Below are 23,197 nucleotides of genomic sequence, written 5' to 3'. Positions count from 1 at the left end.
CAACCACATGCTGAAAATCGATTCCCTGCACCAGTACTACGGCGGCAGCCACATCCTGCGCGGCCTGTCTTTCGAGGCGAAGGTCGGCGAAGTCACGTGCCTGCTGGGCCGCAACGGCGTGGGCAAGACCACGCTGCTGCGTTGCCTGATGGGCCTGATCCCGTCCCGCGAGGGCAGCGTGTCCTGGGAAGGCCAGGCCATCACCCAGCTCAAGCCGCATCAGCGGGTCCACGCCGGTATCGCCTATGTACCGCAAGGCCGCGAGATCTTCCCGCGCCTGACCGTCGAGGAAAACCTGCTGATGGGCCTGTCGCGCTTCAGCGCCAAAGAGGCCAAGAGCGTCCCGGAATTCATCTATGAGCTGTTCCCGGTGCTGCTGCAGATGAAACACCGCCGTGGCGGCGACCTGTCCGGCGGCCAGCAGCAACAACTGGCCATCGGCCGCGCTTTGGCCAGCCGTCCGCGGCTGCTGATCCTCGACGAACCCACCGAAGGCATCCAGCCCTCGGTGATCAAGGAAATCGGCGTGGTAATCAGCAAACTGGCGGCCCGCGGCGATATGGCGATCCTGCTGGTGGAACAGTTCTACGACTTCGCCGCGGAACTGGCCGACCAGTACCTGGTGATGTCCCGTGGCGAAATCGTCCAGCAAGGACGCGGCGAAAACATGGAGGCCGAGGGTGTACGCGGGCTGGTAACCATTTAATCTGACCGCCTGCTCAATCCCGGAACCTTGCCATGACAGACCTGATCCGCGATGCCGTGCCCGATGACCTGCCGGGCATTCGCGACATCTACAACGACGCCGTGCTCAACACCACGGCGATCTGGAACGAACAACCGGTGGAACTGGCCAACCGCCAGGCCTGGTTCGACGCACGCCAGGCACAGAAATACCCGATCCTGGTGGCGGTGGATGCCGCGGGCGAGGTGGTCGGTTATGCCTCGTTCGGCGACTGGCGGCCATTCGAAGGCTTTCGCCATACCGTCGAGCACTCGGTGTACATCCGCGCCGACCAGCGCGGCAACGGCCTGGGGCCGAAGCTGATGCTGGCCCTGGTCGAACGGGCGCGAGGCTGTGGAAAACACGTGATGGTGGCCGCGATCGAGAGCGGTAATGCCGCGTCAATCCGCCTGCATGAGCGGCTGGGTTTCACCCTGAACGGGCAGATGCCGCAGGTGGGGGTGAAATTCGGCAAGTGGCTGGATTTGACGTTTATGCAGTTGGTGTTGAATCCGGGGGCATTGCCGCCGGGGTGATGGTGTAATTCAGGGCCTCATCGCTACGGTTCGGCCCTGAATAACACAGAACAATCACTGCACAAACCGCCCCAACCGCTGCCGCAGCATGTCGTTCTCGCTGCGCAGTTGCCGCACTTCCTCCAGCAACTGCAGCGCCAGCGCCACGCCTTCCCACTCCAGTTCCAGCTCCTGGTGCAGGCGCGCCGCGCGCTTGGCCAGCACCGGCGCCTGGGCGTCGAACAGCCAGTCCTCCGGTGTTCGCCCCAATGGTTCAACAATGCCGTGTTCGACGATTTCGATCACGCAGTCCACCGGCAACTCGGCTTCCTGACAAAACGTGCGCATATCCAGCTGAACGATCAGGGTGCTGCTCATGGTCACTTACTCCATTGAGTTCGCGGGTTGAACCCGGCCTTCTCCGACAGTTTGCTCCACAATTCACGCGTCGCCGCATCCGACTGTGGCGGCATCACCACCTTCAGTTGCGCGTACAGGTCGCCACGTTCGCCCTGCTTGTTCGACAGGCCCATGCCCTTGATGCGCAGGCGCTGACCGCTCTGGCTGTCGGGACGAATGGTCAGATTGACCTTGCCGGTAAGGGTCGGCATTTCCACCTTGGTGCCCAACGCGGCTTCCCACGGCGCCAGCGGCACAGTGATGATCAGGTCATGACCTTCGACATCGAACAGCGGATGCGGTGCGAAGCGGATGATCAGGTACAGATCGCCGTTCGCCCCACCGCCAACACCCGGTGCGCCCTGGCCCTTGAGGCGGATGCGCTCGCCGTCGGTCACCCCGGCGGGGATCTTGACGTTGAGGGTCTTGGTGGTATCGCCTGTGCGCTGGCCCTGGGCGTTGTGCTGCGGAATCTGGAAGCTGATCTTCTTCGATTCGTTGGCCAGGGTTTCCTCGAGGAACACTGCCAGTTCCATTTCCACGTCCTGCCCTCGCCGACCGGTACTGCGCTGTTGCTGGCCACGGCCAAACGGATTGCCGTTGCCGCGCCCGGCCGACCCGAAGATCGAGCTGAAGAAGTCCGAGAAATCGCCACCGTTGCCGAAGCCACCCGCGTCGCCACCACCACGGCTCTCCCAGCCGGGAGGCCCCTGGAAGGGCCGGCCATGCTGGCCGTACTTGCGAATTTCGTCGTACTCAGCGCGCTTTTCAGGGCTGCTCAGCACTTCGTAGGCCTCGTTGGCCTCCTTGAATTTGTCTTCGGCGCCACGCTCTTTGCTGACGTCCGGATGATACTTGCGCGCCAGCTTGCGGTAGGCGGTCTTGATCGCCTTTTCGTCCGCCGTGGGCTCTACGCCGAGTATCTTGTAATAGTCTTTGAAATCCATCTAAGGAATCACCATCGGTTATCAAATTCACTGCGTGTGAAGATTGGGGTCAAGCATAGCCTTTCAAGGCCGGGCCAGGTTTGTCACGGAGCAGATAATCGGTCTTGATTCTGTCAGCGGCTGGCATACACTGCGCGGCCGTTTTTACTCCGGAACCGCTTCCATGAATCACGCATCCCCGGCCCGTGCCTGTGGTATCGACTTCGGCACGTCAAACTCCACCGTCGGCTGGCACCGCCCCGGCGAGGAGACCTTGATCGTCCTCGAAGACGGCAAGATCACCCTGCCTTCGGTGGTGTTCTTCAATATCGAGGAGCGCCGTCCGGTGTATGGCCGCCTGGCGCTGAGCGAATACCTGGAAGGCTACGAAGGCCGCCTGATGCGCTCGCTCAAGAGCCTGCTGGGCTCCAAGCTGATCAAGCACGACACCAGCGTCCTGGGTACCGCCCTGCCGTTCAAGGACCTGCTCGGCATGTTCATCGGCGAATTGAAGAAGCGCGCCGAGGCCGACGCCGGCCGGGCATTCGATGAAGTGGTGCTGGGTCGTCCGGTGCATTTCGTCGATGACGACCAGGCCGCCGACCAGGAAGCCGAAGACACCCTGGCCGATGTCGCGAAAAAAATCGGCTTCAAGGACGTCTCTTTCCAGTTCGAGCCCATCGCTGCGGCCTACGACTACGAGTCGGGCATCGACCGTGAAGAGCTGGTACTGATCGTCGACATCGGCGGCGGTACGTCGGACTTCTCGCTGATCCGCCTCGCGCCTGAACGGCACATGCTCGATGACCGCCAGGACGACATCCTCGCCACCGGCGGCGTGCACATCGGCGGAACCGACTTCGACAAGCAACTGAGCCTGCAGGGTGTCATGCCGCTGTTCGGCTATGGCAGCCGGATGAAAAGCCAGGCGCTGATGCCCACCAGCCATCACATGAGCCTCGCCACCTGGCACACCATCAACTCGGTGTACTCGCAGAAATCCCAGTTGGCGCTGGGCAGCATGCGCTACGACATCGAAGACACCCTCGGCATCGACCGCCTGTTCAAGCTGATCGACCAACGCGCCGGGCACTGGCTGGCGATGGAAGTGGAAGCGACCAAGATCGAGCTGACCCACGCGGAAAACCGCCTGGTGGACCTTGGCCGGATCGAGAAGGGTCTTGAAGTGGACCTGAGCCGGGCGCTGTTCGAGGCGGCGATCGACAACCTGCTGGAGCGCGTGCGCGGCAGCGTCGATGAGCTGCTGCTCAAGGCTGGCGTCGGTGTCGAGCAAGTGGATACGGTGTTCTTCACCGGTGGTTCGAGCGGCATCCCGGCCTTGCGCCAGAGCGTCGCGGCGATGTTGCCGAATGCTCGGCATGTCGAAGGCAACATCTTCGGCAGCATCGGCAGCGGGCTGGCGATCGAGGCGCGCAAGCGCTACGGCTGACCGGCGCCCCGACAAGCTCGCACCTACCCTGTAGGAGCGAGCTTGCTCGCGAAGGGCACACTTACAGACTCAAACCAGCTCCGCCCGCCTCAACTCGCTCTTCAGGTACGCGTAATAAATCGGCCCCGCCACCACACCAGGCAGCCCGAACGCGGCTTCGAACACCAGCATCGCCAACAACAATTCCCACGACTTGGCACTGATCTGCCCGCCAACGATCCGCGCGTTTAGGAAATACTCGACCTTGTGGATAACGATCAGGTAGCCCAGCGCCGCCATCGCCACCCAGATCGACAGCGACAAGCCGACGATGGTGATCAGGGTGTTGGACATCAGGTTGCCGATCACCGGTAACAGGCCCAGCAGGAAGGTCAACACGATCAGCGTCTTGGTCAGCGGCAGGTGCACGCCGAACAGCGGCAGCACCACGGCGAGGAAGATCCCGGTGAACGCGGTGTTGAGCAGGGAAATCTTGATCTGCGCGAAAACGATGTTGCGAAACGCCTGCACCAGCAGCGACAGGCGCTCGAACAGCGCCGCAGCCAGCGGCTTGCGCCGTGAGATGTCGGGGATCCGCTGCAACGCGACGATGGCGCCGAGGATCATGCCGATCAGCAGCGTGACGAACATGTGCGCCGCGCCCTTGCCCACCAGTTGCAACTCGCCCAGGTGAGTCTTCAGCCATTCACCAATGGCCACCTTGAACTCGGCAGCGCTGGCCGGCAGGTAGGCGTCGACGAACGGCGGCAACTGCCCGCGCGCCTGGTCCACCAGCAGCATGAACTTGTCCAGCGAGGCGCCGGGGTTTTCCGCTTCGTGCAGCAGGAAGCTGATGGCACCGGCAAAAACCAGTGTCAGCGTGCTGACCACCAGGGTGCCAAGCAGGGCTACCGCCAGCCAGCGCGCTCGCGGCCCGGCGATCACATGCTGCAGTTTCGGCGTGAGCATATTGACCAGCTCGAACACCAGCAACCCGGCCAGGAGGCTCGGCAGCAACTTGAGCGGCAAGACCAGCAACAAGCCGGTGAATATGATGATCCAACTCGCCAGCACAATCTGACGCTGGGTAAAAGTCATACAACCTCAGACAGCCACGACGACAAAGCCGGCAGTCTGCCAGCCTTCTGCGGGCAGGCATAGGGGCGCGGGGCACAGGACGACGCGCCATTGCTCCAGGGCAATGGCGCATCCGGGGAAATGGCTATTTTTTCTTCAGGCAGTCGCTCATGAACGCCTTGCGTTCATCGCCCTTGAGCGCCTTGGTGCCGGCGTCGGCGTTGCAGGTCTTCATCTTGTCCTGCTGGGTGGCGGGCTTGGCTTTCAGGCAGGTGCTCATGAACGCCTTGCGCTCGTCGCCCTTGAGTGTCTTGGCGGTGGCGTCGGCGTTGCAGGTTTTCATCTTTTCCTGCTGCGCGGTGGCGGCGAAGCCTTGTGAAGCCATCAGCACTCCCAGCAACAGCAATGGCAAACGCATCATCTTCATGGCAAATCTCCTGGTCGCCGCGTCGGACGTGCAGCGGTCACAGGAGTTTAGACAAGATTTCTTACATCCCCGGTTCAGATCAACAGCCAGCGGCCTTGAGCCGCGCGGCGTGTTCGGTGAACAGCTTCACCGGCTGCGCGCCCTTGCCCACCGCGCCCAGCGACTGGTTGACGATGTCCAGGTGGTCCAGCGGATAGTCATCGCCAATCACCTGGCCCAAGTGCGAGCTGTAGCGCCCGACCATGCCGTCACAGTGCCCCGCCTCGCGCACGAAACTGCGGGCGAACAGGCGACAGAAGCGGTTGCTGCCATCGAGGCGGTTGAGGCCGCGGTCGGTGATGCCCGGCTTGAGCACCCCGGACCAGGAGTAATAACGCACACCGTTGACCTCGGCCGGCCCTTCGCCGCCCCAGATTTCCGGCAGGCCCTGTGGATAACGTTGGTTGAACAGCGCCACGCCGGCACACGTCAGTGACTGGTGCGAGGCATGCACGTCAATCGCTAGCGCCGGGCCCTTCCAGCCGGTTTCCAGCCAGCCCATCAGGCGCCCGAGGCCGTGGAGGATGGCCTTGAGCACACGTCCGCGGGGCGAATCGCCGGGGTATTGGCGCTCAAGATAGTCGGCCAGTTCCGAGCCATGGTTCGGCCCGGCGATGGACGTCACCGAGGCGACCCATTCCGGGCGCTTGGCCGCCGCGTAGCGGGCGGTCAGCGCGCCCTGGCTGTGGCCGAGCAGGTTGACCTTGTCGGCGCCGGTGCGCTGGAGGATGTCTTCGATGATGCGCAGCAACTGCTCGCCGCGCACTTCAGTGCTGTTCAGCGGCGACACCTGCACCGGATAGACCTGCGCCCCGCCCCGGCGCAGGGCCGCGACGATGCCGAACCAGTACGGGTAGAGCAGCAGGCGAACGAAACCGAGCATGCCCGGCACCAGAACCAGCGGGTAACGGGTGGCAAGTGCTTGCGACATGGCGATCCCCGATCCATGGACATTTCGCCCACCCTACAGGCGAAATCATGGCAATCGCAATCGAACTCCCGTCGTCGCCCGCGGTTCCAAACTGATACCGGGCCATGACGGCCCATTTCGAGGGAGTACGACCATGTACAAACACGCCCTGGCAGCACTTCTGGTCAGCGCCACCCTGGTCGGCTGCGGCAGCCGCCCGGAAAACCCGGTGGATTACGTCACCTACCGCGAAGAACCACTGGTCAAGCAGGTCGAGAATGGCATGACCATGCAGCGCGTCATCGCCATCGGCGGCAGCCCGTCCACCGTGATCGACCTGCCCCACGGCGGCACCTGCAACAACTACATCCTCAACCGCGACGGTCATCAGCAAGCCTATTACGTGCGCTTCGATGCCACCGGGCATGTCGACGCCAAAGGCTTCAAGACCTGCGAACAGCGCGAGAAAGACGAGCAGGCTGTGAAGAGCTGATAAAACTTTCCGCCCGCCTCAGCACTCGTACCTGATGTAGCGACCGCGCCAGCAGAGCGCGGCGCATCCGCTTTTCCAGCCTGGAGAAAACCATGAGCACCGTAGAACTGACTGATGTAAACACCCTCCGCGAGCGCGCCCGCCAGCACGTCGAGCAAGGCGCGGTGACCGAAGGCTACAGCGCCGACCGCCAGACCATCCTGCGTCTGCTCAATGAATCGCTGGCCACCGAATGGGTCTGCGCCCTGCGTTACAAGCGCCACTACTACATGGCCAGCGGTATCAAGGCCAGCGTCGCCGCGGAAGAGTTTCTCGAACATGCGACCCAGGAACTGGAGCACGCCGACCGCCTGGCCGAGCGCATCGTGCAACTGGGCGGCGAGCCGGACCTGAACCCGGACAACCTGAGCAAGAACTCCCACGCGCAGTACGTCGCCGGACGCAACCTGAAGGAAATGGTGCTGGAAGACCTGGTCGCCGAGCGGATCGCCATCGACAGCTACCGCGAGATCATCCAGTTCATCGGCGAAAGCGACCCGACCACCCGGCGCATCTTCGAAGACATCCTGGCTCAGGAAGAAGAGCACGCGGATGATATGGCGGATCTGTTGAAGGGCCTGTAGCCCGCCCCATTCGTCCATTGTCCCTTGTAGGAGCGAGCTTGCTCGCAATGGGGTCCGACCACAGGACCGCAATCGCGAGCAAGCTCGCTCCTACAGGTTAAAAAAGGGGCTGCAACAATCAGGATTACTTCACCGTCTTCGGCGCTTTCCCCGCCTTCATCTGTTCCAGCAACGGCGTACAACGATTCGGCTCCTCCCCGCTGCTCGGCGCGATCAACGCCAGCAATCCCGCCGCCGGCCCCGCGGCAATGCCCAGCGCCACCATCCCCGCCCCACGCAGCGCCAGCGGTACAGCCTGGACGCCCGCCGATGGCTTGGCGAACGAACCCCGCACATACAACGGCGAACGCAGGGAGAACAGCCGCAGCCCCTTGGACTCAGGGTTGATCTTCAGGTCCAGTTGCTCGGTCGCGAAGTTGGCCGTGCCTTCCACATAGATCACCGCATTTTCCGTATCGAACACAAACAGCCGGGTGGTCGCCAGGCCATTCTTGATGCCGACATCGGTGGCCGCGCAGTTGATCTTCACTTCTTTGTCGCCGAACAGCTTGCCGACCACGTAGTTGCCGACGTTGAGCCCGGCAATCTCCATCAGGCTGCGGCTGACCGCGCCATCGTTGATCAGCAACTTCAAATCGCCGTTGGAGGTGCCCAGCAAGGCCGCCACCGAGTTGCCGCGGCCGCTGATATCGGCGTCGCCATTGAGCGCGCCAAAGCTGGTTTTCATCGGTTCGAAGGTGGGGAAAAGCTGTTTCAGCTTCAGGTCCCGCGCGGTCAGCCGCGCCCGGCCCTGCATCGGCGCGCTGCGACCGTCGAGGCGCACCTGCATGTCCAGCTTGCCGCCGGCCACGCCGAACGACAGCGGTTCCAGGCTCAACACGCCGTCGTCCAGCACCACATGGCTGTTGAGGTCGGTGAAGGGCAGTTCCTCGGTCTGCACGATGCGCTTGCCGCTGAAACTGACGTCGGCGTCCATCGCGCGCCAGCGCTCGGTACGGAATTCCTCCACCGGCAGCACCTTGTCGCCCGGCTGCTTCGCCGCGCCGCCGCGGGCTTTCTGCTGGGCGTTGGAGTCAGCGCCGATCAGCGGCGCGAGGTCCTTGAACAGCAACTGGTTGGAAACCAGCTTGCCGCTCAACTTGGGCCGCGGCTGACTGGAAACGAAGGCGAGGTCGCCATGAATGTCGCTGTCGCCGATACGACCGTTGAAGCCCTCATAGCGGAACAGCGCGCCGCCGGGCTCATGCAACTTGGCGATGAGGTGACCGTCGGTCTGGTAAGGCGGGGTGTCGGGGAGGGTGACGCCGGTGAGCGGATAGAGGTTGGCCAGGCTGGCGCCGGACAGACGCAGGCGCAGGTCGAGGGTGCCGAGGTTGCGCGGGTCGGTCAGGGTCCCGGCGATGATCGCGCGGGTCTTGGCGATACGGACATCCGCCTGCACCGGGAACGGCTGGCTGGCGTCCTGCAGCGCCAACAGCCCGCCGATCTTGCCGTCGCCGGAGAGCGCCTGGTCCTTGTAGGTGCCTTTGACCTTCAGCCCGAAGGCGTAGTCTTGCGGCTTCGCCCCTTGTTTTTCGGCCTTTTCAGCCGTCGCCTTGCCGACGATATCGCTGAACGGCAGCGGTTTGCCCAGCGGGTCGATCTGCACGTCGAGGCGGGTTTTCAGGGTCTGGTCATCGAAGGCCACCTGCCCCTTGTCGAAACCGATGGCGCCGATATCCATCACCCATTTGGACGGCTCGGCCTGCTCATCCTTGGGCCCGAAATCGAAAGTCCAGTTGGCCCGGCCGTCGGCCAGGCGCGTGAGGCTGGCGGTCGGCAACTTGAGGTCGATGCGCGGAATGACGATGCGCTGCGCCAGCAACGGCAGCGGCGAAAGGCGGAAATCCACCTGCTGCAGGCCGACCATCTGCGGCTCTTTCAGCCAGTCCGGGTTGCCCAGGGTCAGGTCTTCGGCGGTGAAATGCGGCCACGGCACCCACGCCCGCCAACCACCCTCCTCGGCTTCGCGACGCCAGTGCACGGCAAGGTTGCCGTTGATGGCGAAGGGGCGATGCAGGGCTTCGGAAACCTTTTCATTGAGAAAAGGCTTGGCCCGGTTCCAGTCGAAGGTCGCGATGAAGATCACCAGAAGCACCAGTACCAGCAGCAGGCTGGCGAGGGTCCAGGTGATGATTTTGGCGGGGCGCGTCATTGCACGGTTCTCCAGTGACAGCAAAGGCAGACAGCGTGCGTATGACACGCACGTGTACTTGGGACTGACGAAACGCCAAGGGGTTTTACTCGAAATGGCGGATCGACCGGATTTTTCCTGACCTTGCTGCCAGATTTCGCCCACATCAATCAGGCGAAATTCATCGGGCGAGGTACTCAATCCCTACTAAAGCACTCAGGAAAGGCCCGCGCTAGAGCCCTCGCCGGAAAGTATCAATCCTGTTGATTGTTACCATTACCTTTATGAACTTTTCTATCGGATTTCCAAGAGTAGCATTGGCTTCGTACCCACTTAGTCGCCCTCCCCCAGGAGAACCGAAATCATGAAACGCCAATTACTGCTCAGCCTTTCCCTGTCCATTCTGGCCGCCAACGCCTTCGCCGTGCCTGCCGCAGACCAGCACCTGTCCGCTGAAGCGCGCTCCGGCTCGGTCATCCTGTCGCAACCGCTGGACCCGCTGGCAGAAGGCGGTTCTGACCGTTTGATCGAACGTCGTGAAAACCGTGTAGCCGAAGGTGGTTCCGACCGTCTGATCGAACGTCGTGAGAATCGTGTGGCCGAAGGCGGTTCTGATCGTCTGATCGAACGCCGCGAAAACCGTGTAGCCGAAGGCGGTTCTGATCGTCTGATCGAACGCCGCGAAAATCGTGTAGCCGAAGGCGGTTCTGATCGTCTGATTGAACGCCGTGAAAACCGTGTAGCCGAAGGCGGTTCCGATCGTCTGATCGAACAACGTGCCAACCGCGTCGCCGAAGGTGGCTCGGATCGTCTGATCGAGCGCAACAACCGGGTGAGCTGATGCCTATGCGCCGGAACAATAGATACCCGCGCACAGACTCCTCGCCTCCAGGCCCGGTCAAATTGACCGGGCTTTGTTTTTCCGGCCCCGGCTATTAGAGTGCAGGCCTGTTTCACACTGAACCGTATTCGCCATGCTGCCGCGCGCCGAACAGAAGCAACAGACCCGCCACGCCCTGCTGGATGCAGCCCGCCAACTGATGGAAAGCGGCCGCGGCTTCGGCAGCATCAGCCTGCGTGAAGTGGCCCGCTGCGCAGGGATCGTTCCCACCGGTTTCTACCGACACTTCGACGACATGGACCAACTGGGCCTGGCGCTGGTCAAGGAAGTCAACGAAACCTTCCGCCAGACCATCCGCATGGTCCGCCACAACGAAATCGAAATGGGCGGCATCACCGATGCCTCGGTGCGGATCTTCCTCGATGTGGTGGCAGCCAACCGGGCGCAGTTCCTGTTCCTCGCCCGCGAGCAATATGGCGGCTCGCAACCGGTGCGCCAGGCCATCGCCCGTTTGCGCGAAGGCATCAGCTCGGACCTCGCCGCCGACCTGGCGAGCATGCCGCGCTGGCAACATCTGGACGCCACGGCACTGGGGGTGATTGCCGATCTGGTGGTCAAGACCGTGTTCGCCACCCTGCCGGAACTGATCGACGCCCCCGACGACGTGGAGCCCGGCCAGTTGAGCGGGCAGGCCAAGATCATCCAACAATTGCGCTTCATCTTCGTTGGCGCGCGACACTGGCAGGGCCTCGGCAGCCCGCTCTGATCGCGGCGCCACGGCGATATTTCCTGCTACCATGCGCGCAAACGCCCCGACGTCGACGAACTCTTTCCATGTCCGAAATTCACGCTGCCCCGTCCTCCCTGCTCGCTGAAGTCCAGCAACACTTCGACCAGCGCATCGTGCCGCTATGGGAAGCGCCCGGCTGGAACGCGGACATGGCCCTGCCCTTCGAAGCCCTCGACGCCGAACACCAGCCGCTGCCAGTGCAGCGCTACCGCGCCATGGCCTGCGCCCGCCAGCTCTACCTGTTCAGCAGCCGCATCGACCAGCCCGGCGCCAGCGAACGCGCCGCCGCGCTGTTCCGCTCGCTGCAACGGCACTTCCACGATGCTGAACACGGCGGCTGGTTCTACAGCATCGACGCCCAGGGCAAACCGCTGGACCGGCGCAAAGACCTCTACACCCACGCCTTCATCATCTTCGCCTGCGCCCATTACTGGGCGAACGTGCGCGACAGCCTGGTGGAATCGACCCTCAACGCCGCCCTCAGCGTGGTGATCGAGCGCTTCGGCAATGACGATGGCCTGTACGAGGCGAGTCTCGGTGAAAACTGGTCGGACCTTGGCAGCGGCCCGCTGCAAAACCCGTTGATGCACCTGGCCGAAGCCTTCCTCGCGACCCTCGCCGTGCGCGAAGACGCCGAGGTGGAAGCCGCCCTGCTGGCACTGACCGAGGCCATGCAGACGCACTTCATCGACCCCGAGCACGGCGTGATGCTGGAGAAACCGCGTGGGGCTGTGGATAACTGGTTCGAGCCGGGGCATCAGTTCGAATGGTTCTTCCTGCTGGACACCTCACCGCTGCTGCGCGACGGCGCCCTGCATGCATCGCTGGACCGCGCCTTCGGCTTTGCCGAGGCCACGGGGGTAAAGGACGGTGCTGTGCTGGCGATGCTCAGCCCGCAAGGCGAAGTGCGCGACGCCACCCAGCGGATCTGGGCCCAGGCCGAATACCTGCGGGCGCTGACCCTGCGCCCGGATGGCGCGGAGAAGGTGGCGAAGCAGCTTGAAGTGCTGCGTCAGCGGTTTCTGCATGACGGGGGTTGGTATGAGTGTCGGGACGCTGCAGGCGTGGTGAGCCGGCATGATATGCCGTCGACTACGCCGTATCATCTGGCGACCTGTCTGGAAGGGCTTCAGCGTCTGAGATGATTGTGTAGCGCTTGTCAGAAGACCGAGTAGCGGCCACCAGGCGCATGTCGGAAGTTTTTCAGCGCTCTCAAGATCGAGCGCCGCCCGCGCGGCGCATCGCGAGCGAGCTCGCTCCTACATTCGTTGAAACGTGCCATGGCCTGTCAGAGAGGTGTTGCCCGCCCTTGGCGTTTGGCGATGGGACAGACATAGGTACGTCGCAACCACTGTAGGAGCGAGCTTGCTCGCGATGCGCCGCGCGGGCGGCGCTCGATCTCAAGGACCCTGGAAAACTAGTGACATGCGCCTGCTAGCCATTACTCGGCCTTTTGCCAAGCGCCTTCCTGCCACCACATGACCGAAGAATGCGCAGCCCCGCACGCTCATCGCTGAGCCTCAGCCCTTGCCGCCCGACCGCTCGATCGAGAACCCGGCCCAGTCCTGGCTCACCGGCATCAGCTCCAGGCTGTTGATGTTGATGTGCGCCGGCTGGTTGAGGATCCAGAAGATGGTCTCGGCAATGTCCTGCGGCTGGATCGGCTCGGCGCCGGCATAGGTGGCGTCGTAGCGCGACTGGTCGCCGCCGAAACGCACCAGCGAGAACTCGCTTTCACACAGGCCTGGCTCGATATTGCTGACCCGCACCCCCGTGCCGCGCAGGTCGCAACGCAGGCTGAGGGAGAACTGGCCGACGAAGGCCTTGGTGCCGCCATACACATGGCTGCCCGGATATGGGTAGTTGCCCGCCACCGAACCGACGTTGAGGATGGTCGCGCCACGGCCATGGGCGATCAGGCGCGGCAACAGCAAGCGGGTGGTGTACAACAATCCCTTGATGTTGGTGTCGACCATGGTGTCCCAGTCGTCCAGGTCGCATTTCTGCGCAGGATCAGTGCCCAGGGCCAGGCCGGCGTTGTTGATCAGCCCGCGCAGCTTGGCGAAGGCTGGCGGCAGGTTGCCGAGCGCCTGCTCCATGGCCTTGCGATCGCGCACATCCAGCACCAGGCCGTGGACTTCGGTCTGTTTCGACAGCTCGGCGCACAGGGCGTCCAGGCGGTCCTGGCGGCGACCGGTCAGCACCAGCGACCAACCCGCCTCGGCGAAACGCCGCGCACAGGCTTCGCCAAACCCGGAGGTCGCGCCGGTAATGAATACAGTGGAAGTCATGGGATTCTCCTCGAGAGGGCTTGCACAAGAGATCGGCAGGGTTTGCAGCATGCCCGGCGGCAGGCGTCACTTCAAGCCGTTTGCCGCCTGTATGAAAAACGATCAATACCGTCAAAGCCTTGCTGCATAAGGCTCGCAGCCGGCTATGCGCACCTTATCCACAGGCCCTTCCACATAGATTGGGGGCAACTGTATAAATTCGTGGAATAACGTTAGCCAAGTAATCCACAGCCCTGAGCGCGTTTTCTCTGCAAACACGCTGGAAATGAGGCTGCCAGCCCTTTCAGTGAAAAACCGGGTAATGGCGCAAAGCCTGTAACGACGCCGGTCCCATCACTCTTTCCAAGGCTTTCCCACAGACTTATCCACAGGCAAAACATACTGTTTGAAACAGCGTTATGGCTAGGAGCTATAACTTGACAAACGGTTCTACCACTAATCCAAAAGTTATTGGTCAAAATTTGATCGCCTTCCTGAAAGCCTTTAGATACGTGGCTTGCAGGCACATACCACCATGTTACCCACAGTCACCTCCACATGAACCGTGGACAACTTCAAGCGCATTGAAAACAACTGCTTACAAGGACTTTCTGCGGTGTCACACGCAAGGCCGGCGCTATCTTTTCCACAATCCTGTGGACAACCCCGTGGATGAAAAAACGCCGCTTGCCCGTCAGGGCGAAGCGGCGTTCGCAAACCAGCAGTGTGGTCATTGCACCTTGCGGTTGGTGTCCTCAAGGCGGCGTTGCAGCTCGCCGATCTGCCGGGTCTGCTCATCGACCAAGCGGCGCAGTTCCAGCAGGTCGCTGGCGTTCTGGTTGAGGGTGTCGCGCATTTTCTTCAGCTCGGCCACGCTGACCCCGGAGTCGTGCAGGGTGTGGCTCATGCCGGACTCGCGGTGGATGGCCGCGAGGTTGTCCGAGGACGCGGCGGAGGAGTCGATCTGAACCTTGGCCGCCTCCTCGGCCTGCACCGTCAGGCTGCCGAATAACAGGCTGCAGGCGAGGATTGCGGGGGTGAACAGGAAGCGGGTTGGCATCACGGGGCTCCTTGTGCGGGGTCGGACGGTATAACCGGTACGACTCTGCGGGTTTCCAGTGAGTTCCCGTGAAAGGGGGGACCGCTTCGCGAGCAAGCTCGCTCCTACAGACACTGGAGCGGGCTTGCTTGCGGTGTATCAGTGCCCGCCGAGGTAAGCGTTCCGCACCTCCTCGTTCACCAACAACTCCTGCCCCGTCCCGGTCATGCGGATCTGGCCGTTGACCATCACATAAGCCCGGTCCGACAGTTTCAGCGCATGGTTGGCGTTCTGTTCCACCAGGAAGATGGTCATGCCGCTCTTGGCCAGCTCCCGCAGGGTGGCGAAGATCTGTTTGACCACGATCGGTGCCAGCCCCAACGAAGGTTCATCCAGCAGCAACAGCTTGGGCCGGCTCATCAGCGCGCGGGCAATGGCGAGCATTTGCTGCTCGCCACCGGACATGGTCATGGCGCGCTGGTTGCGCCGTTCCTTGAGCCGCGGGAACAGTTCGTACATGCGCTGCATGTCTTCGTCGGCATGTTTGTCGCCGATGGGGATGGTGCCCATCATCAGGTTTTCCTCGACGCTCATGTCGGGGAATACCCGCCGCCCTTCCGGCGACTGGGCAATGCCGTTGGAGGCGATGTAGTGCGAGGACTTGTGGGTAATGTCGGTGCCGCGATAGATGATCTGCCCGGACGCCGCCCGCGGCTGGCCGAAGATCGACATCAGCAGGGTCGACTTGCCGGCGCCGTTGGAGCCGATCAGGCTGACCGTCTCGCCCTCGTTGATGTGCATCGAGACTTTCTTCAAGGCCTGGATCGGGCCGTAGAACACGTCCAGGTCCTTCAGTTCGAGAATGGGTGCGCTCATACCAGTTCCTCTTCGTCAGCACCCAGGTAGGCGGCGATCACAGTCGGGTTGTTGCGGATGTCCTGCGGCTTGCCTTCGGCGATCACGTTGCCGTGGTCGAGGACCACGATATGGTCGGAGATGCTCATGACCATGCCCATGTCGTGCTCGATCAGCACCACGGTGATGTCGTGCTCGTCGCGCAGCACGCGGATCATCCGGCTCAGGGCTTCGGTTTCCTGCGGGTTGAGGCCCGCAGCCGGTTCGTCGAGGCAGATGATCTTCGGCCGCGTGCACATGGCCCGGGCGATTTCCAGGCGGCGCTGCTGGCCGTAGGAAAGTTCGCCAGCGAGGCGGTTGGCGCAGTCCACCAGGTCCACCACTTCCAGCCAGTAGAAGGCGTGGTCCAGCGCGTCGCTTTCGGCCTTGCGGTAGCCCTTGGTGTTGAGCACGCCGGCCAGCAAGTTGCGGTTGACCCACATGTGCTGGGCCACCAGCAGGTTCTCCACCACGGACATTTCCTTGAACAGGCGAATGTTCTGGAAGGTCCGCGCCAACCCGGCGCGGTTCACCAGGTGGGTGCCGCCGAACATCTTGTAGTGCACGCGATTGATGAAGCGCTTGGGCGAAACGAAATCGCCCGGCTCGAAGCGCTCGCCGAGCAACTGGATCACGTTGGTCTTCGAGCCGCGCACGTTCAGTTCGATCTTGCCGCCGCTGGCCTTGTAGAACCCGGTGAGGCAGTTGAACACGGTGGTCTTGCCCGCGCCGTTGGGGCCGATCAGGGCGAAGATTTCGTTGCGCTTGACCTTCAGGCTGACGTCGCTCAGCGCCTTGATCCCGCCGAACTGCATCATCAGGTTGTCGACCGAGAGGATTACTTCGTCGCTCATGGCGCCACTCCTTTACGCGGGACTACACCGGTACGGCTGATGCGAATCAGGCCGCGCGGTCGCCAGATCATCATCAACACCATCAACACGCCGAACAGCAGGACCCGGTATTCGGAGAAGCTGCGCAGCAGCTCCGGGGCCACGGTCAGGACGAACGCGGCGATCACCACGCCGACGGTCGAGCCCATGCCGCCGAGCACGACGATGGCGAGGATCAGCGCTGACTCGAAGAAGGTGAACGAGGACGGGTTGACGAAGCCCTGGTAGGTGGCGAAGAACACCCCGGCCAGGCCCGCGGTGGAGGCACCGAGGGTGAACGCCGAGAGCTTGACCAGCACGTGGTTCAGGCCCATGGAGCGGCAGGCGATTTCATCTTCGCGCAGCGCTTCCCAGGCGCGGCCAACGGGCATGCGGGTCAGTCGGTGCTTGATGTAGAGCACCGCCAGCACGACGAGGAACAGCACGATGTAGATGAACAGGAATTTCAGGTTGGGGTTGTAGTCGATGCCGAAGAACTCGTGGAACGGTACGCCGCCGTCTTTGGCGCGACGACCGAACTCCAGACCGAAGAAGGTCGGCGACGGTGCCGGCATGCCGTTCGGGCCACCGGTGAACGACAGCCAGTTGTTCAGCACCAGGCGGATGATTTCACCGAAGCCCAGGGTCACGATCGCCAGGTAGTCGCCGTGCATGCGCAACACCGGGAAGCCGAGTATGCACCCCGCCAGCGCCGCGGCGATGGCCGCCAGCGGCAGCACGCTCCAGAACCCGAGGCCCAGGTACTGGTAGCCCAGCGCCAGGCCATAGGCGCCGATGGCATAGAACGCCACGTAACCCAGGTCGAGCAGACCGGCCAGGCCGACCACGATGTTCAGGCCCAGGCCCAGCAACACGTAGATCAGGCCGAGGATGACCACGGTCAGCAGGTACTTGTTGGCGAAGATCGGGAAGATGATGGCGATGACGATCAGCGCCGGGATGATGTAGCGCAGCCGCGACTTGTAGTCCGGCGCCAGTACATGCACGCCCGAGCCACCGCTGTCGAAGCCCTCAAGCATGCGCTTGCCCGTGGCACTCTGGAAGAACACGCTGAGCACGAAGCGCCCCACCATCACCCCGCCGACCAGCCAGGCCACCCGGGCCGGCTGGGCGTTGAAGCTATAGCCATCGAGGACCACGCCGACCACCGGGCCGAACACGATCAGGGCCAGCAGGCCGGCAACAATGGTTTCCAGCAGGCTGCGTTTGATATCGAAACCGGAAGAAGCAGTTTTGGCAGTGGACATGTTCACACCTTAGCCACGAGCGGGCGACCCAACAGGCCTTGCGGACGGAAGATGAGGATCAGTACCAGCAGCGAGAAGCTGAACACGTCCTTGTAGTCGGAGTTGATCAGGCCGGCGAACAGCGACTCGGAAATACCGAGGATGATCCCGCCGAGCATCGCGCCAGGCAGCGAGCCAATCCCGCCGAGCACCGCAGCGGTGAACGCCTTGATGCCGATGATGAAGCCGGCATAGAAGTCGAAAGTGCCGTAGTTCATGGTGATCAGCACGCCGGCCAGGGCGGCCATCACCGCACCGATGATGAACACATAGGAAATCACCCGGTCGGTGTTGATCCCCAGGATCGAGGCCATCTTGCGGTCTTGCTGGGTTGCGCGGCACATGCGGCCGAGCTTGGTGTACTTGATCACATAGGTGAGCAGGCCCATGCCGGCGAACGCAGCGATCAGGATGAAGATCTTGGTGTAGGTCAGTTGGACGAAGCCGGTACCGATGTCGACGCGCCAGGCGCCTTCGAGCAGGGTCGGCACGCCTTGCTGGCGGGCGCCCTGGCTGATCTGGGCATAGTTCTGCAGGATCAGGGAGATACCGATGGCACTGATCAGCGGTGCCAGGCGGGTGGAGTTACGCAGGGGTTTGTAGGCGATGCGTTCGATGGTGAAGCCATAGACGCCAGTGACGACAACCGTGAACAACAAGGTTCCCAACATCAGCAGCGGAAAGGATTCGACGCCGAAATAGGCCAGCAATGCCAGGCTGATTGCCGCCAGGTAAGCGGAAATCATATACACCTCGCCGTGCGCGAAGTTGATCATGCCGATGATGCCATAGACCATTGTGTAGCCGATGGCGATCAGACCATAGACAGACCCGAGGGTCAGTCCATTGATCAGTTGCTGCAGGAAAATTCCATCCATAACGCAATCTCACGTATTTGAGATTGCACAAGCGCCGACTACGGCGGGCCCCGGATGAAGGGACCCTCGCAGCGCAGGGTTGTGCAGATCTACGAGAAAAGACAGGTACGGCAACCGGGCAACGGCCCGGGACACGAACGTCCCGGGCCGAGTGCCGTTGTTATTTTTGTTTTTCGAGCTGGTGGTATTTGCCGCTGGCGTCCCACTGGTAGACCACGTAGTCGGAGACGGTCAGGTCGCCCTTGCTGTCCCACTTCTTCTCGCCCATGACGGTTTTCACCGGGTTGGCCTTGAGCCACTTGGCGGCGTCCTCGCCTTTGTTCGACTTGGAGCCGTTGAACGCGGCAGCCAGCGCCTGGACCGAAGCGTAGGCGTACAGGGTGTAGCCTTCAGGCTCGGTGCCGCCCTTGCGGAACTCTTCCACCACGGCCTTGCTGTCTGGCAGCAGGCGCGGGTCGGCGCCGAAGGTCATGTACACGCCGTCGACGAACTGCGCACCGCCTGCGGTGGACACCAGTTCGTCGGTAACGATGCCGTCGTCGGACATGAACTTCACATCTTTCAGGCCGGCTTCACGCAGTTGGCGAACCAGTGGACCGGCTTCCGGGTGCAGGCCGCCGAAGTAGACGACATCGGCGCCCGCGCCGCGAATCTTGGTGACCACGGCGCTGAAGTCTTTCTCGCCACGGGTAAGGCCTTCGTACAGCACCGGCTTCACGCCGCGTTTTTCCAGTTGTGCCTTGGTCGCGTCTGCCAGGCCCTGACCGTAGGTGTCCTTGTCGTGCAGCACCACGACCTTCTTGCCCTTGAGCACGTCGACGATGTAGTCGCCGGCGACGATGCCTTGCTGGTCGTCACGGCCGCACATGCGGAACATGGCGCTCAGGCCGCGTTCGGTGACCTGCGGGTTGGTGGAGCCCGGGGTGATGGCGATCACGCCGGCTTCGTCGTAGACCTCGGAAGCAGGGATGGTGTTGGAGGAGCAGAAGTGACCCACCACGCCGGCCACCTTGTCCTGGTCGACCAGACGGTTGGCCACGGCTACAGCCTGCTTGGGCTCGCAGGCGTCATCGCCTTTGACCAGGACGATCTTCTCGCCGTTGATCCCGCCCTCGGCGTTGATCTTGTCGGCCGCCGCCTGGGCACCTTTCATGTATTGCTCGCCAAACGCTGCGTTGGCACCCGTCATGGGGCCCGCGACGCCGATCTTCACATCGGCCTGTACATACGAAGAAATGCCCAGCGCCGTTGCCACGGCCAAGGCAAGAAAGCCTTTCTTGTAAAACGTCTGCGACATGTGTTGGTGCTCCTGATGTTTTTTTGGGTTGGCACTACAACTTTCAGCAACTTGTATCTGCGTCTTGCTCAGAGCAAGCGCCGTGCCATCGGTTTTTTATTCGAAAGAAACTCGTGCTCAGGTTCACCGGCAAGCGGTCGCGGGCTTTCTTTATGGGTCGTGCAACCCTCTGCAACACAGAAAGTTACACCCGAGGCCATAAATAGGCGCAACCACTCAATGCCATCATTGCAACCCTCGCGCGTGTTTACGTGCAACCGTCCTGTAACAGCATGCGTAACGGAAGTGCACATCCGTGGTGCGCGACTGCTACAGCAAGCACCATAAGAGGCTAGTCTGGGTTGGAGAAATCGCCGCTAAAGGTAGGCTGCTACCGAATGACCCGGCAGACGCCGGCTTCGCCCAACGGCAAAGACTGGCACAATGAGCAGCTCTGATGGCACACGCCTGGACTGGAGCCTTATATGAGCGAAAGCGCCTTCGCCGATCGCATCGTGCAGAGCCTGCTGGACACCGATTTCTACAAGCTGACGATGATGCAGGCGGTGCTGCACAACTACCCCAACGTCGACGTCGAGTGGGAGTTCCGCTGCCGCAATGGTGAGGACCTGCGCCCCTGGCTGGGGCAGATCGGTGAACAGATCGAGCGCCTGAGCGAGATGTGCATCAGCACCGAGCAACTGGCCTTCCTTGAGCAGATCAGCTTCATGAAGCCGGACTTCCTGCGCTTCCTCGGCCTGTTCCGCTTCAACCTGCGCTACCTCAAACTGGGCATCGAGAACGACCAGCTTTTCCTCCGCCTGCGCGGCCCGTGGCTGCACGTGATCCTCTTCGAAGTCCCGCTGCTGGCGATCATCAGCGAGGTGCGCAACCGCAACCGTTATCCACAGGTGCGCCTGGAACAGGCCCGCGAACAACTGCACCGCAAGTTCGACTGGCTGCGCGCCAACGCCAGCGCCGAGGAACTGTCCGAGTTGCAAGTCGCCGATTTCGGCACCCGCCGGCGCTTCTCCTACGGCGTTCAGGAAGAAGTAGTGAAGGTGCTCAAGGCCGACTTCCCCGCGCGCTTCGTCGGCACCAGTAACGTGCACCTGGCATGGAAACTGGATATCAAGCCACTGGGCACCATGGCCCACGAATGGATCATGGCCCACCAGCAACTCGGCCCGCGGCTGATCGACAGCCAGATTGCCGCCCTCGACTGCTGGGTGCGCGAGTACCGCGGCCTGCTAGGCATCGCCCTGACCGACTGCATCACCATGGATGCCTTCCTGCAGGACTTCGACCTGTACTTCGCCAAGCTTTTCGATGGCCTGCGGCATGACTCGGGCGAACCGGTGGCCTGGGCGGAAAAAGCCATCGAGCACTACCGCAAGCTCGGCATCGACCCGATGACCAAGACCCTGGTGTTTTCCGACGGCTTGAACCTGACCCGTTCGCTGGAAATCTTCCGGGCCCTGCGCGGGCGGATCAATGTCAGCTTCGGCATCGGCACCAACCTCACCTGCGACATCCCCGGAGTGGCGCCGATGAGCATCGTGCTTAAAATGACCGACTGTAATGACCAGCCCGTGGCCAAGATTTCCGATGAGGCCGCCAAGACCCAGTGTCGCGACCCCAACTTCGTTTCCTACCTGCGTCACGTTTTCAAAGTTCCCAGCGAGGAGTAACCCATGCAAGCCGTCCAGCGAGAGATCGCGCAGCAGCTCAAGGTCCAGCCGCCGTTCGCCGACCAGGCCGCGCTCGAGGCCGAAGTGGCCCGGCGCGTCGCCTTCATCCAGCAGTGCCTGAAAAACGCCGGGCTCAAGACCCTGGTGCTGGGCATCAGCGGCGGCGTCGATTCGCTGACCGCGGCGCTGCTGGCCCAGCGCGCGATCAACGACCTGCGCCAGCAGAGCGGTGACGAGCACTACCGTTTCATCGCCGTGCGCCTGCCGTACCACGTGCAACACGACGAACACGATGCCCAGGCCTGCATCGACTTCATCCAGCCGGACGAACTGCACACGGTGAACATCGCCCCGGCGGTGCGCGCCCTCGCCACCGAGGTCAAGGCGCTGGAAGGCGGCCAGCCGAGCCTGGTGGATTTCGTGGTCGGCAACACCAAGGCGCGCATGCGCATGGTGGCCCAGTACACCATCGCCGGTGCCCGCGCGGGCCTGGTGATCGGCACTGACCATGCGGCGGAAGCAGTGATGGGGTTCTTCACCAAGTTCGGTGATGGTGCCTGCGACCTGGCACCGCTGAGCGGGCTGGTGAAAAACCAGGTGCGTTCGATCGCACGCAGCTTTGGCGCGCCGGAGTCACTGGTAGAGAAAGTGCCGACCGCCGACCTGGAAGACCTTGCACCGGGCAAGCCGGACGAAGCGTCACATGGCGTGACTTACGCGCAGATCGACGCCTTCCTGCACGGCGAGCCGGTGAGCGAGGAAGCGTTCGGGATCATCAAGCGGACGTATGAAAAGACGCATCACAAGCGGGAAATGCCGTTCGCGCCTTGAGGCATCGCGAGCAAGCTCGCTCCTACACAGCCCGGCATGTGCCGAACCCGTAGGAGCGAGCTTGCTCGCGAAAGGGACTTTTACTTCAGAACGATGGTGCCTTTCATCATCGAGATGTGGCCCGGGAAGGAGCAGAAGAAGCCGTAGCTTTCGCCAGCGGCCAGCTTCGAAACGTCGAAGGTGACGGCGTCTTTCTCACCAGCGCCGATCACTTTAGTGTGCGCGATCACGCGGGTATCACCCTCTTTCAGGTAATCCTTGTCGATACCGGCGCTCAGGCCGTCGGTAGCGATTGGCTGCATGTCAGCGGCTTTGCTGATCACTAGGTTGTGGCCCATGACGTTCTTCGGCAGGTTGCCGGAGTGGGTCAGTTCGACGGTGAACTGCTTGCAGCTCTTGTCGATGGCGATTTCCTTGGTGTTGAAGGACATCTGGTCGGTGGAGTCGACGGTGACCTTGCAATCAGCGGCCATTACCTGGGCACTGGCAACGGTCAGCAGGGACACGGCAACGAACTTGGCAAACATTGTGAATCTCCATGGCAGGTTTTTTATCGAAATCAGACTGCCCTATCCAGCGCTCTGCGCTGCTGATATGGGTCAAACGTGGGACCATATCCGGGCGGTGAAATTCTTCTATGGTGTCCATCAAGACAATCAACGTGCCCATCATGCCCGTATGACGGACGATGCGACAACCTCTCAATTAGGAGTAGTCCTACATGTCCATCAGCACTTTCATGCAAAGCATGCTCGCCGCCTACGCCTGCGCCA

24 protein-coding genes are annotated in these 23,197 nt (G+C 62.2%); 10 read left to right on the top strand and 14 right to left on the bottom strand.

The features are described from left to right. Window positions 1–7 precede the first annotated feature (7 nt). Complete coding sequence (gene urtE / locus NTD82_RS20250; RefSeq protein ID WP_110971395.1) at window positions 8–706, top strand: urea ABC transporter ATP-binding subunit UrtE; 699 nt, start codon at window positions 8–10, stop codon at window positions 704–706. Between the two features lie 32 nt (window positions 707–738). Next, window positions 739–1,260 carry a GNAT family N-acetyltransferase gene (locus NTD82_RS20245; RefSeq protein ID WP_262129942.1) on the top strand — a complete coding sequence of 174 codons (522 nt, stop codon included), beginning with the start codon at window positions 739–741 and terminating at the stop codon, window positions 1,258–1,260. Between the two features lie 54 nt (window positions 1,261–1,314). On the opposite strand, the gene NTD82_RS20240 is transcribed toward NTD82_RS20245, so the two are convergent. Both NTD82_RS20240 and cbpA read right to left on the bottom strand, forming a co-directional pair. Beyond that, entirely contained in the window at window positions 1,315–1,617 is a 303-nt protein-coding gene (locus NTD82_RS20240; RefSeq protein ID WP_262129941.1) for a chaperone modulator CbpM, read from the bottom strand. A 2-nt stretch (window positions 1,618–1,619) separates the two neighbouring features. After that, window positions 1,620–2,585: a curved DNA-binding protein gene (cbpA, locus tag NTD82_RS20235; protein WP_095156001.1), complete on the bottom strand. Its 966-nt coding sequence runs from the start codon at window positions 2,583–2,585 to the stop codon at window positions 1,620–1,622. Between the two features lie 163 nt (window positions 2,586–2,748). Here cbpA and NTD82_RS20230 point away from each other — a divergent pair, with 163 nt between their 5' ends. Next, a complete protein-coding gene (locus NTD82_RS20230) occupies window positions 2,749–4,014 on the top strand; it encodes an Hsp70 family protein (protein WP_262129940.1) in 1,266 nt (421 codons plus the stop codon). A gap of 69 nt (window positions 4,015–4,083) precedes the next feature. Here NTD82_RS20230 and NTD82_RS20225 read toward each other — a convergent pair whose 3' ends face one another. The 3 genes from NTD82_RS20225 to NTD82_RS20215 all read right to left on the bottom strand — a co-directional run bounded on the left by NTD82_RS20225 (window position 4,084) and on the right by NTD82_RS20215 (window position 6,467). Then, entirely contained in the window at window positions 4,084–5,091 is a 1,008-nt protein-coding gene (locus NTD82_RS20225) for an AI-2E family transporter (protein WP_095155999.1), read from the bottom strand. A 124-nt stretch (window positions 5,092–5,215) separates the two neighbouring features. After that, window positions 5,216–5,497, bottom strand: a complete 282-nt coding sequence (locus NTD82_RS20220; protein ID WP_095155998.1) for a PsiF family protein — start codon at window positions 5,495–5,497, stop codon at window positions 5,216–5,218. A 79-nt stretch (window positions 5,498–5,576) separates the two neighbouring features. Continuing rightward, on the bottom strand, window positions 5,577–6,467 hold the full coding sequence (locus NTD82_RS20215) for a lipase family alpha/beta hydrolase (protein WP_262129939.1): 891 nt from the start codon (window positions 6,465–6,467) through the stop codon (window positions 5,577–5,579). A gap of 133 nt (window positions 6,468–6,600) precedes the next feature. Here NTD82_RS20215 and osmE point away from each other — a divergent pair, with 133 nt between their 5' ends. Together osmE and NTD82_RS20205 are read left to right on the top strand one after the other, a co-directional pair. Continuing rightward, window positions 6,601–6,939 carry an osmotically-inducible lipoprotein OsmE gene (osmE, locus tag NTD82_RS20210; RefSeq protein WP_095155996.1) on the top strand — a complete coding sequence of 113 codons (339 nt, stop codon included), beginning with the start codon at window positions 6,601–6,603 and terminating at the stop codon, window positions 6,937–6,939. 92 nt (window positions 6,940–7,031) lie between these two features. Further along, a complete protein-coding gene (locus tag NTD82_RS20205; protein WP_262129937.1) occupies window positions 7,032–7,562 on the top strand; it encodes a bacterioferritin in 531 nt (176 codons plus the stop codon). Between the two features lie 124 nt (window positions 7,563–7,686). On the opposite strand, the gene NTD82_RS20200 is transcribed toward NTD82_RS20205, so the two are convergent. Beyond that, window positions 7,687–9,756 carry an AsmA family protein gene (locus tag NTD82_RS20200; protein ID WP_262129936.1) on the bottom strand — a complete coding sequence of 690 codons (2,070 nt, stop codon included), beginning with the start codon at window positions 9,754–9,756 and terminating at the stop codon, window positions 7,687–7,689. A 343-nt stretch (window positions 9,757–10,099) separates the two neighbouring features. On the opposite strand from NTD82_RS20200, the gene NTD82_RS20195 reads away from it, so the two are divergent. The 3 genes from NTD82_RS20195 to NTD82_RS20185 all read left to right on the top strand — a co-directional run bounded on the left by NTD82_RS20195 (window position 10,100) and on the right by NTD82_RS20185 (window position 12,511). Beyond that, window positions 10,100–10,576, top strand: coding sequence for a phage infection protein (locus NTD82_RS20195; RefSeq protein WP_095155993.1), 477 nt, complete (start codon window positions 10,100–10,102; stop codon window positions 10,574–10,576). 133 nt (window positions 10,577–10,709) lie between these two features. Beyond that, window positions 10,710–11,342: a TetR family transcriptional regulator gene (locus NTD82_RS20190; protein ID WP_262129935.1), complete on the top strand. Its 633-nt coding sequence runs from the start codon at window positions 10,710–10,712 to the stop codon at window positions 11,340–11,342. A 68-nt stretch (window positions 11,343–11,410) separates the two neighbouring features. Continuing rightward, entirely contained in the window at window positions 11,411–12,511 is a 1,101-nt protein-coding gene (locus NTD82_RS20185) for an AGE family epimerase/isomerase (RefSeq protein ID WP_262129934.1), read from the top strand. A 375-nt stretch (window positions 12,512–12,886) separates the two neighbouring features. Here the strand turns inward: NTD82_RS20185 and NTD82_RS20180 are convergent, their stop codons facing one another. The 7 genes from NTD82_RS20180 to NTD82_RS20150 all read right to left on the bottom strand — a co-directional run bounded on the left by NTD82_RS20180 (window position 12,887) and on the right by NTD82_RS20150 (window position 19,923). Next, the gene (locus NTD82_RS20180) at window positions 12,887–13,657 is read right to left on the bottom strand and encodes an SDR family oxidoreductase (RefSeq protein WP_262129932.1); all 771 of its coding nucleotides are present in this window, start codon (window positions 13,655–13,657) and stop codon (window positions 12,887–12,889) included. 709 nt (window positions 13,658–14,366) lie between these two features. Further along, a complete protein-coding gene (locus NTD82_RS20175; RefSeq protein ID WP_095155989.1) occupies window positions 14,367–14,696 on the bottom strand; it encodes a hypothetical protein in 330 nt (109 codons plus the stop codon). Window positions 14,697–14,834: 138 nt separating this feature from the next. Further along, window positions 14,835–15,551, bottom strand: a complete 717-nt coding sequence (locus NTD82_RS20170; RefSeq protein WP_095155988.1) for an ABC transporter ATP-binding protein — start codon at window positions 15,549–15,551, stop codon at window positions 14,835–14,837. After that, complete coding sequence (locus tag NTD82_RS20165; RefSeq protein WP_262129931.1) at window positions 15,548–16,423, bottom strand: ABC transporter ATP-binding protein; 876 nt, start codon at window positions 16,421–16,423, stop codon at window positions 15,548–15,550. Before NTD82_RS20165 ends, NTD82_RS20170 begins: the two co-directional genes overlap by 4 nt. Further along, window positions 16,420–17,709: a high-affinity branched-chain amino acid ABC transporter permease LivM gene (gene livM / locus NTD82_RS20160; RefSeq protein ID WP_262129930.1), complete on the bottom strand. Its 1,290-nt coding sequence runs from the start codon at window positions 17,707–17,709 to the stop codon at window positions 16,420–16,422. The genes NTD82_RS20165 and livM overlap by 4 nt, the downstream gene beginning before the upstream one ends. Before the next feature lie 2 nt (window positions 17,710–17,711). Next, complete coding sequence (locus tag NTD82_RS20155; protein ID WP_095155985.1) at window positions 17,712–18,626, bottom strand: ABC transporter permease subunit; 915 nt, start codon at window positions 18,624–18,626, stop codon at window positions 17,712–17,714. Window positions 18,627–18,786: 160 nt separating this feature from the next. Continuing rightward, window positions 18,787–19,923 (bottom strand): branched-chain amino acid ABC transporter substrate-binding protein, encoded by a 1,137-nt coding sequence (locus NTD82_RS20150; protein WP_262129929.1) that lies wholly within the window; start codon window positions 19,921–19,923, stop codon window positions 18,787–18,789. 464 nt (window positions 19,924–20,387) lie between these two features. On the opposite strand from NTD82_RS20150, the gene pncB reads away from it, so the two are divergent. Together pncB and nadE are read left to right on the top strand one after the other, a co-directional pair. Then, complete coding sequence (gene pncB / locus NTD82_RS20145) at window positions 20,388–21,593, top strand: nicotinate phosphoribosyltransferase (protein WP_262129928.1); 1,206 nt, start codon at window positions 20,388–20,390, stop codon at window positions 21,591–21,593. A 3-nt stretch (window positions 21,594–21,596) separates the two neighbouring features. Beyond that, the gene (nadE, locus tag NTD82_RS20140) at window positions 21,597–22,424 is read left to right on the top strand and encodes an ammonia-dependent NAD(+) synthetase (RefSeq protein ID WP_262129927.1); all 828 of its coding nucleotides are present in this window, start codon (window positions 21,597–21,599) and stop codon (window positions 22,422–22,424) included. 80 nt (window positions 22,425–22,504) lie between these two features. Here nadE and azu read toward each other — a convergent pair whose 3' ends face one another. Next, window positions 22,505–22,951 (bottom strand): azurin, encoded by a 447-nt coding sequence (gene azu / locus NTD82_RS20135; protein WP_095155981.1) that lies wholly within the window; start codon window positions 22,949–22,951, stop codon window positions 22,505–22,507. Between the last annotated feature and the right edge of the window lie 246 nt (window positions 22,952–23,197).

It is taken from the genome of Pseudomonas sp. 5P_5.1_Bac1, from assembly GCF_025466015.1.
Taxonomy (GTDB): domain Bacteria; phylum Pseudomonadota; class Gammaproteobacteria; order Pseudomonadales; family Pseudomonadaceae; genus Aquipseudomonas.
The sequence above is the reverse complement of the archived record's forward strand: the minus strand, read 5'-3'. Positions and strand labels throughout refer to the sequence as shown.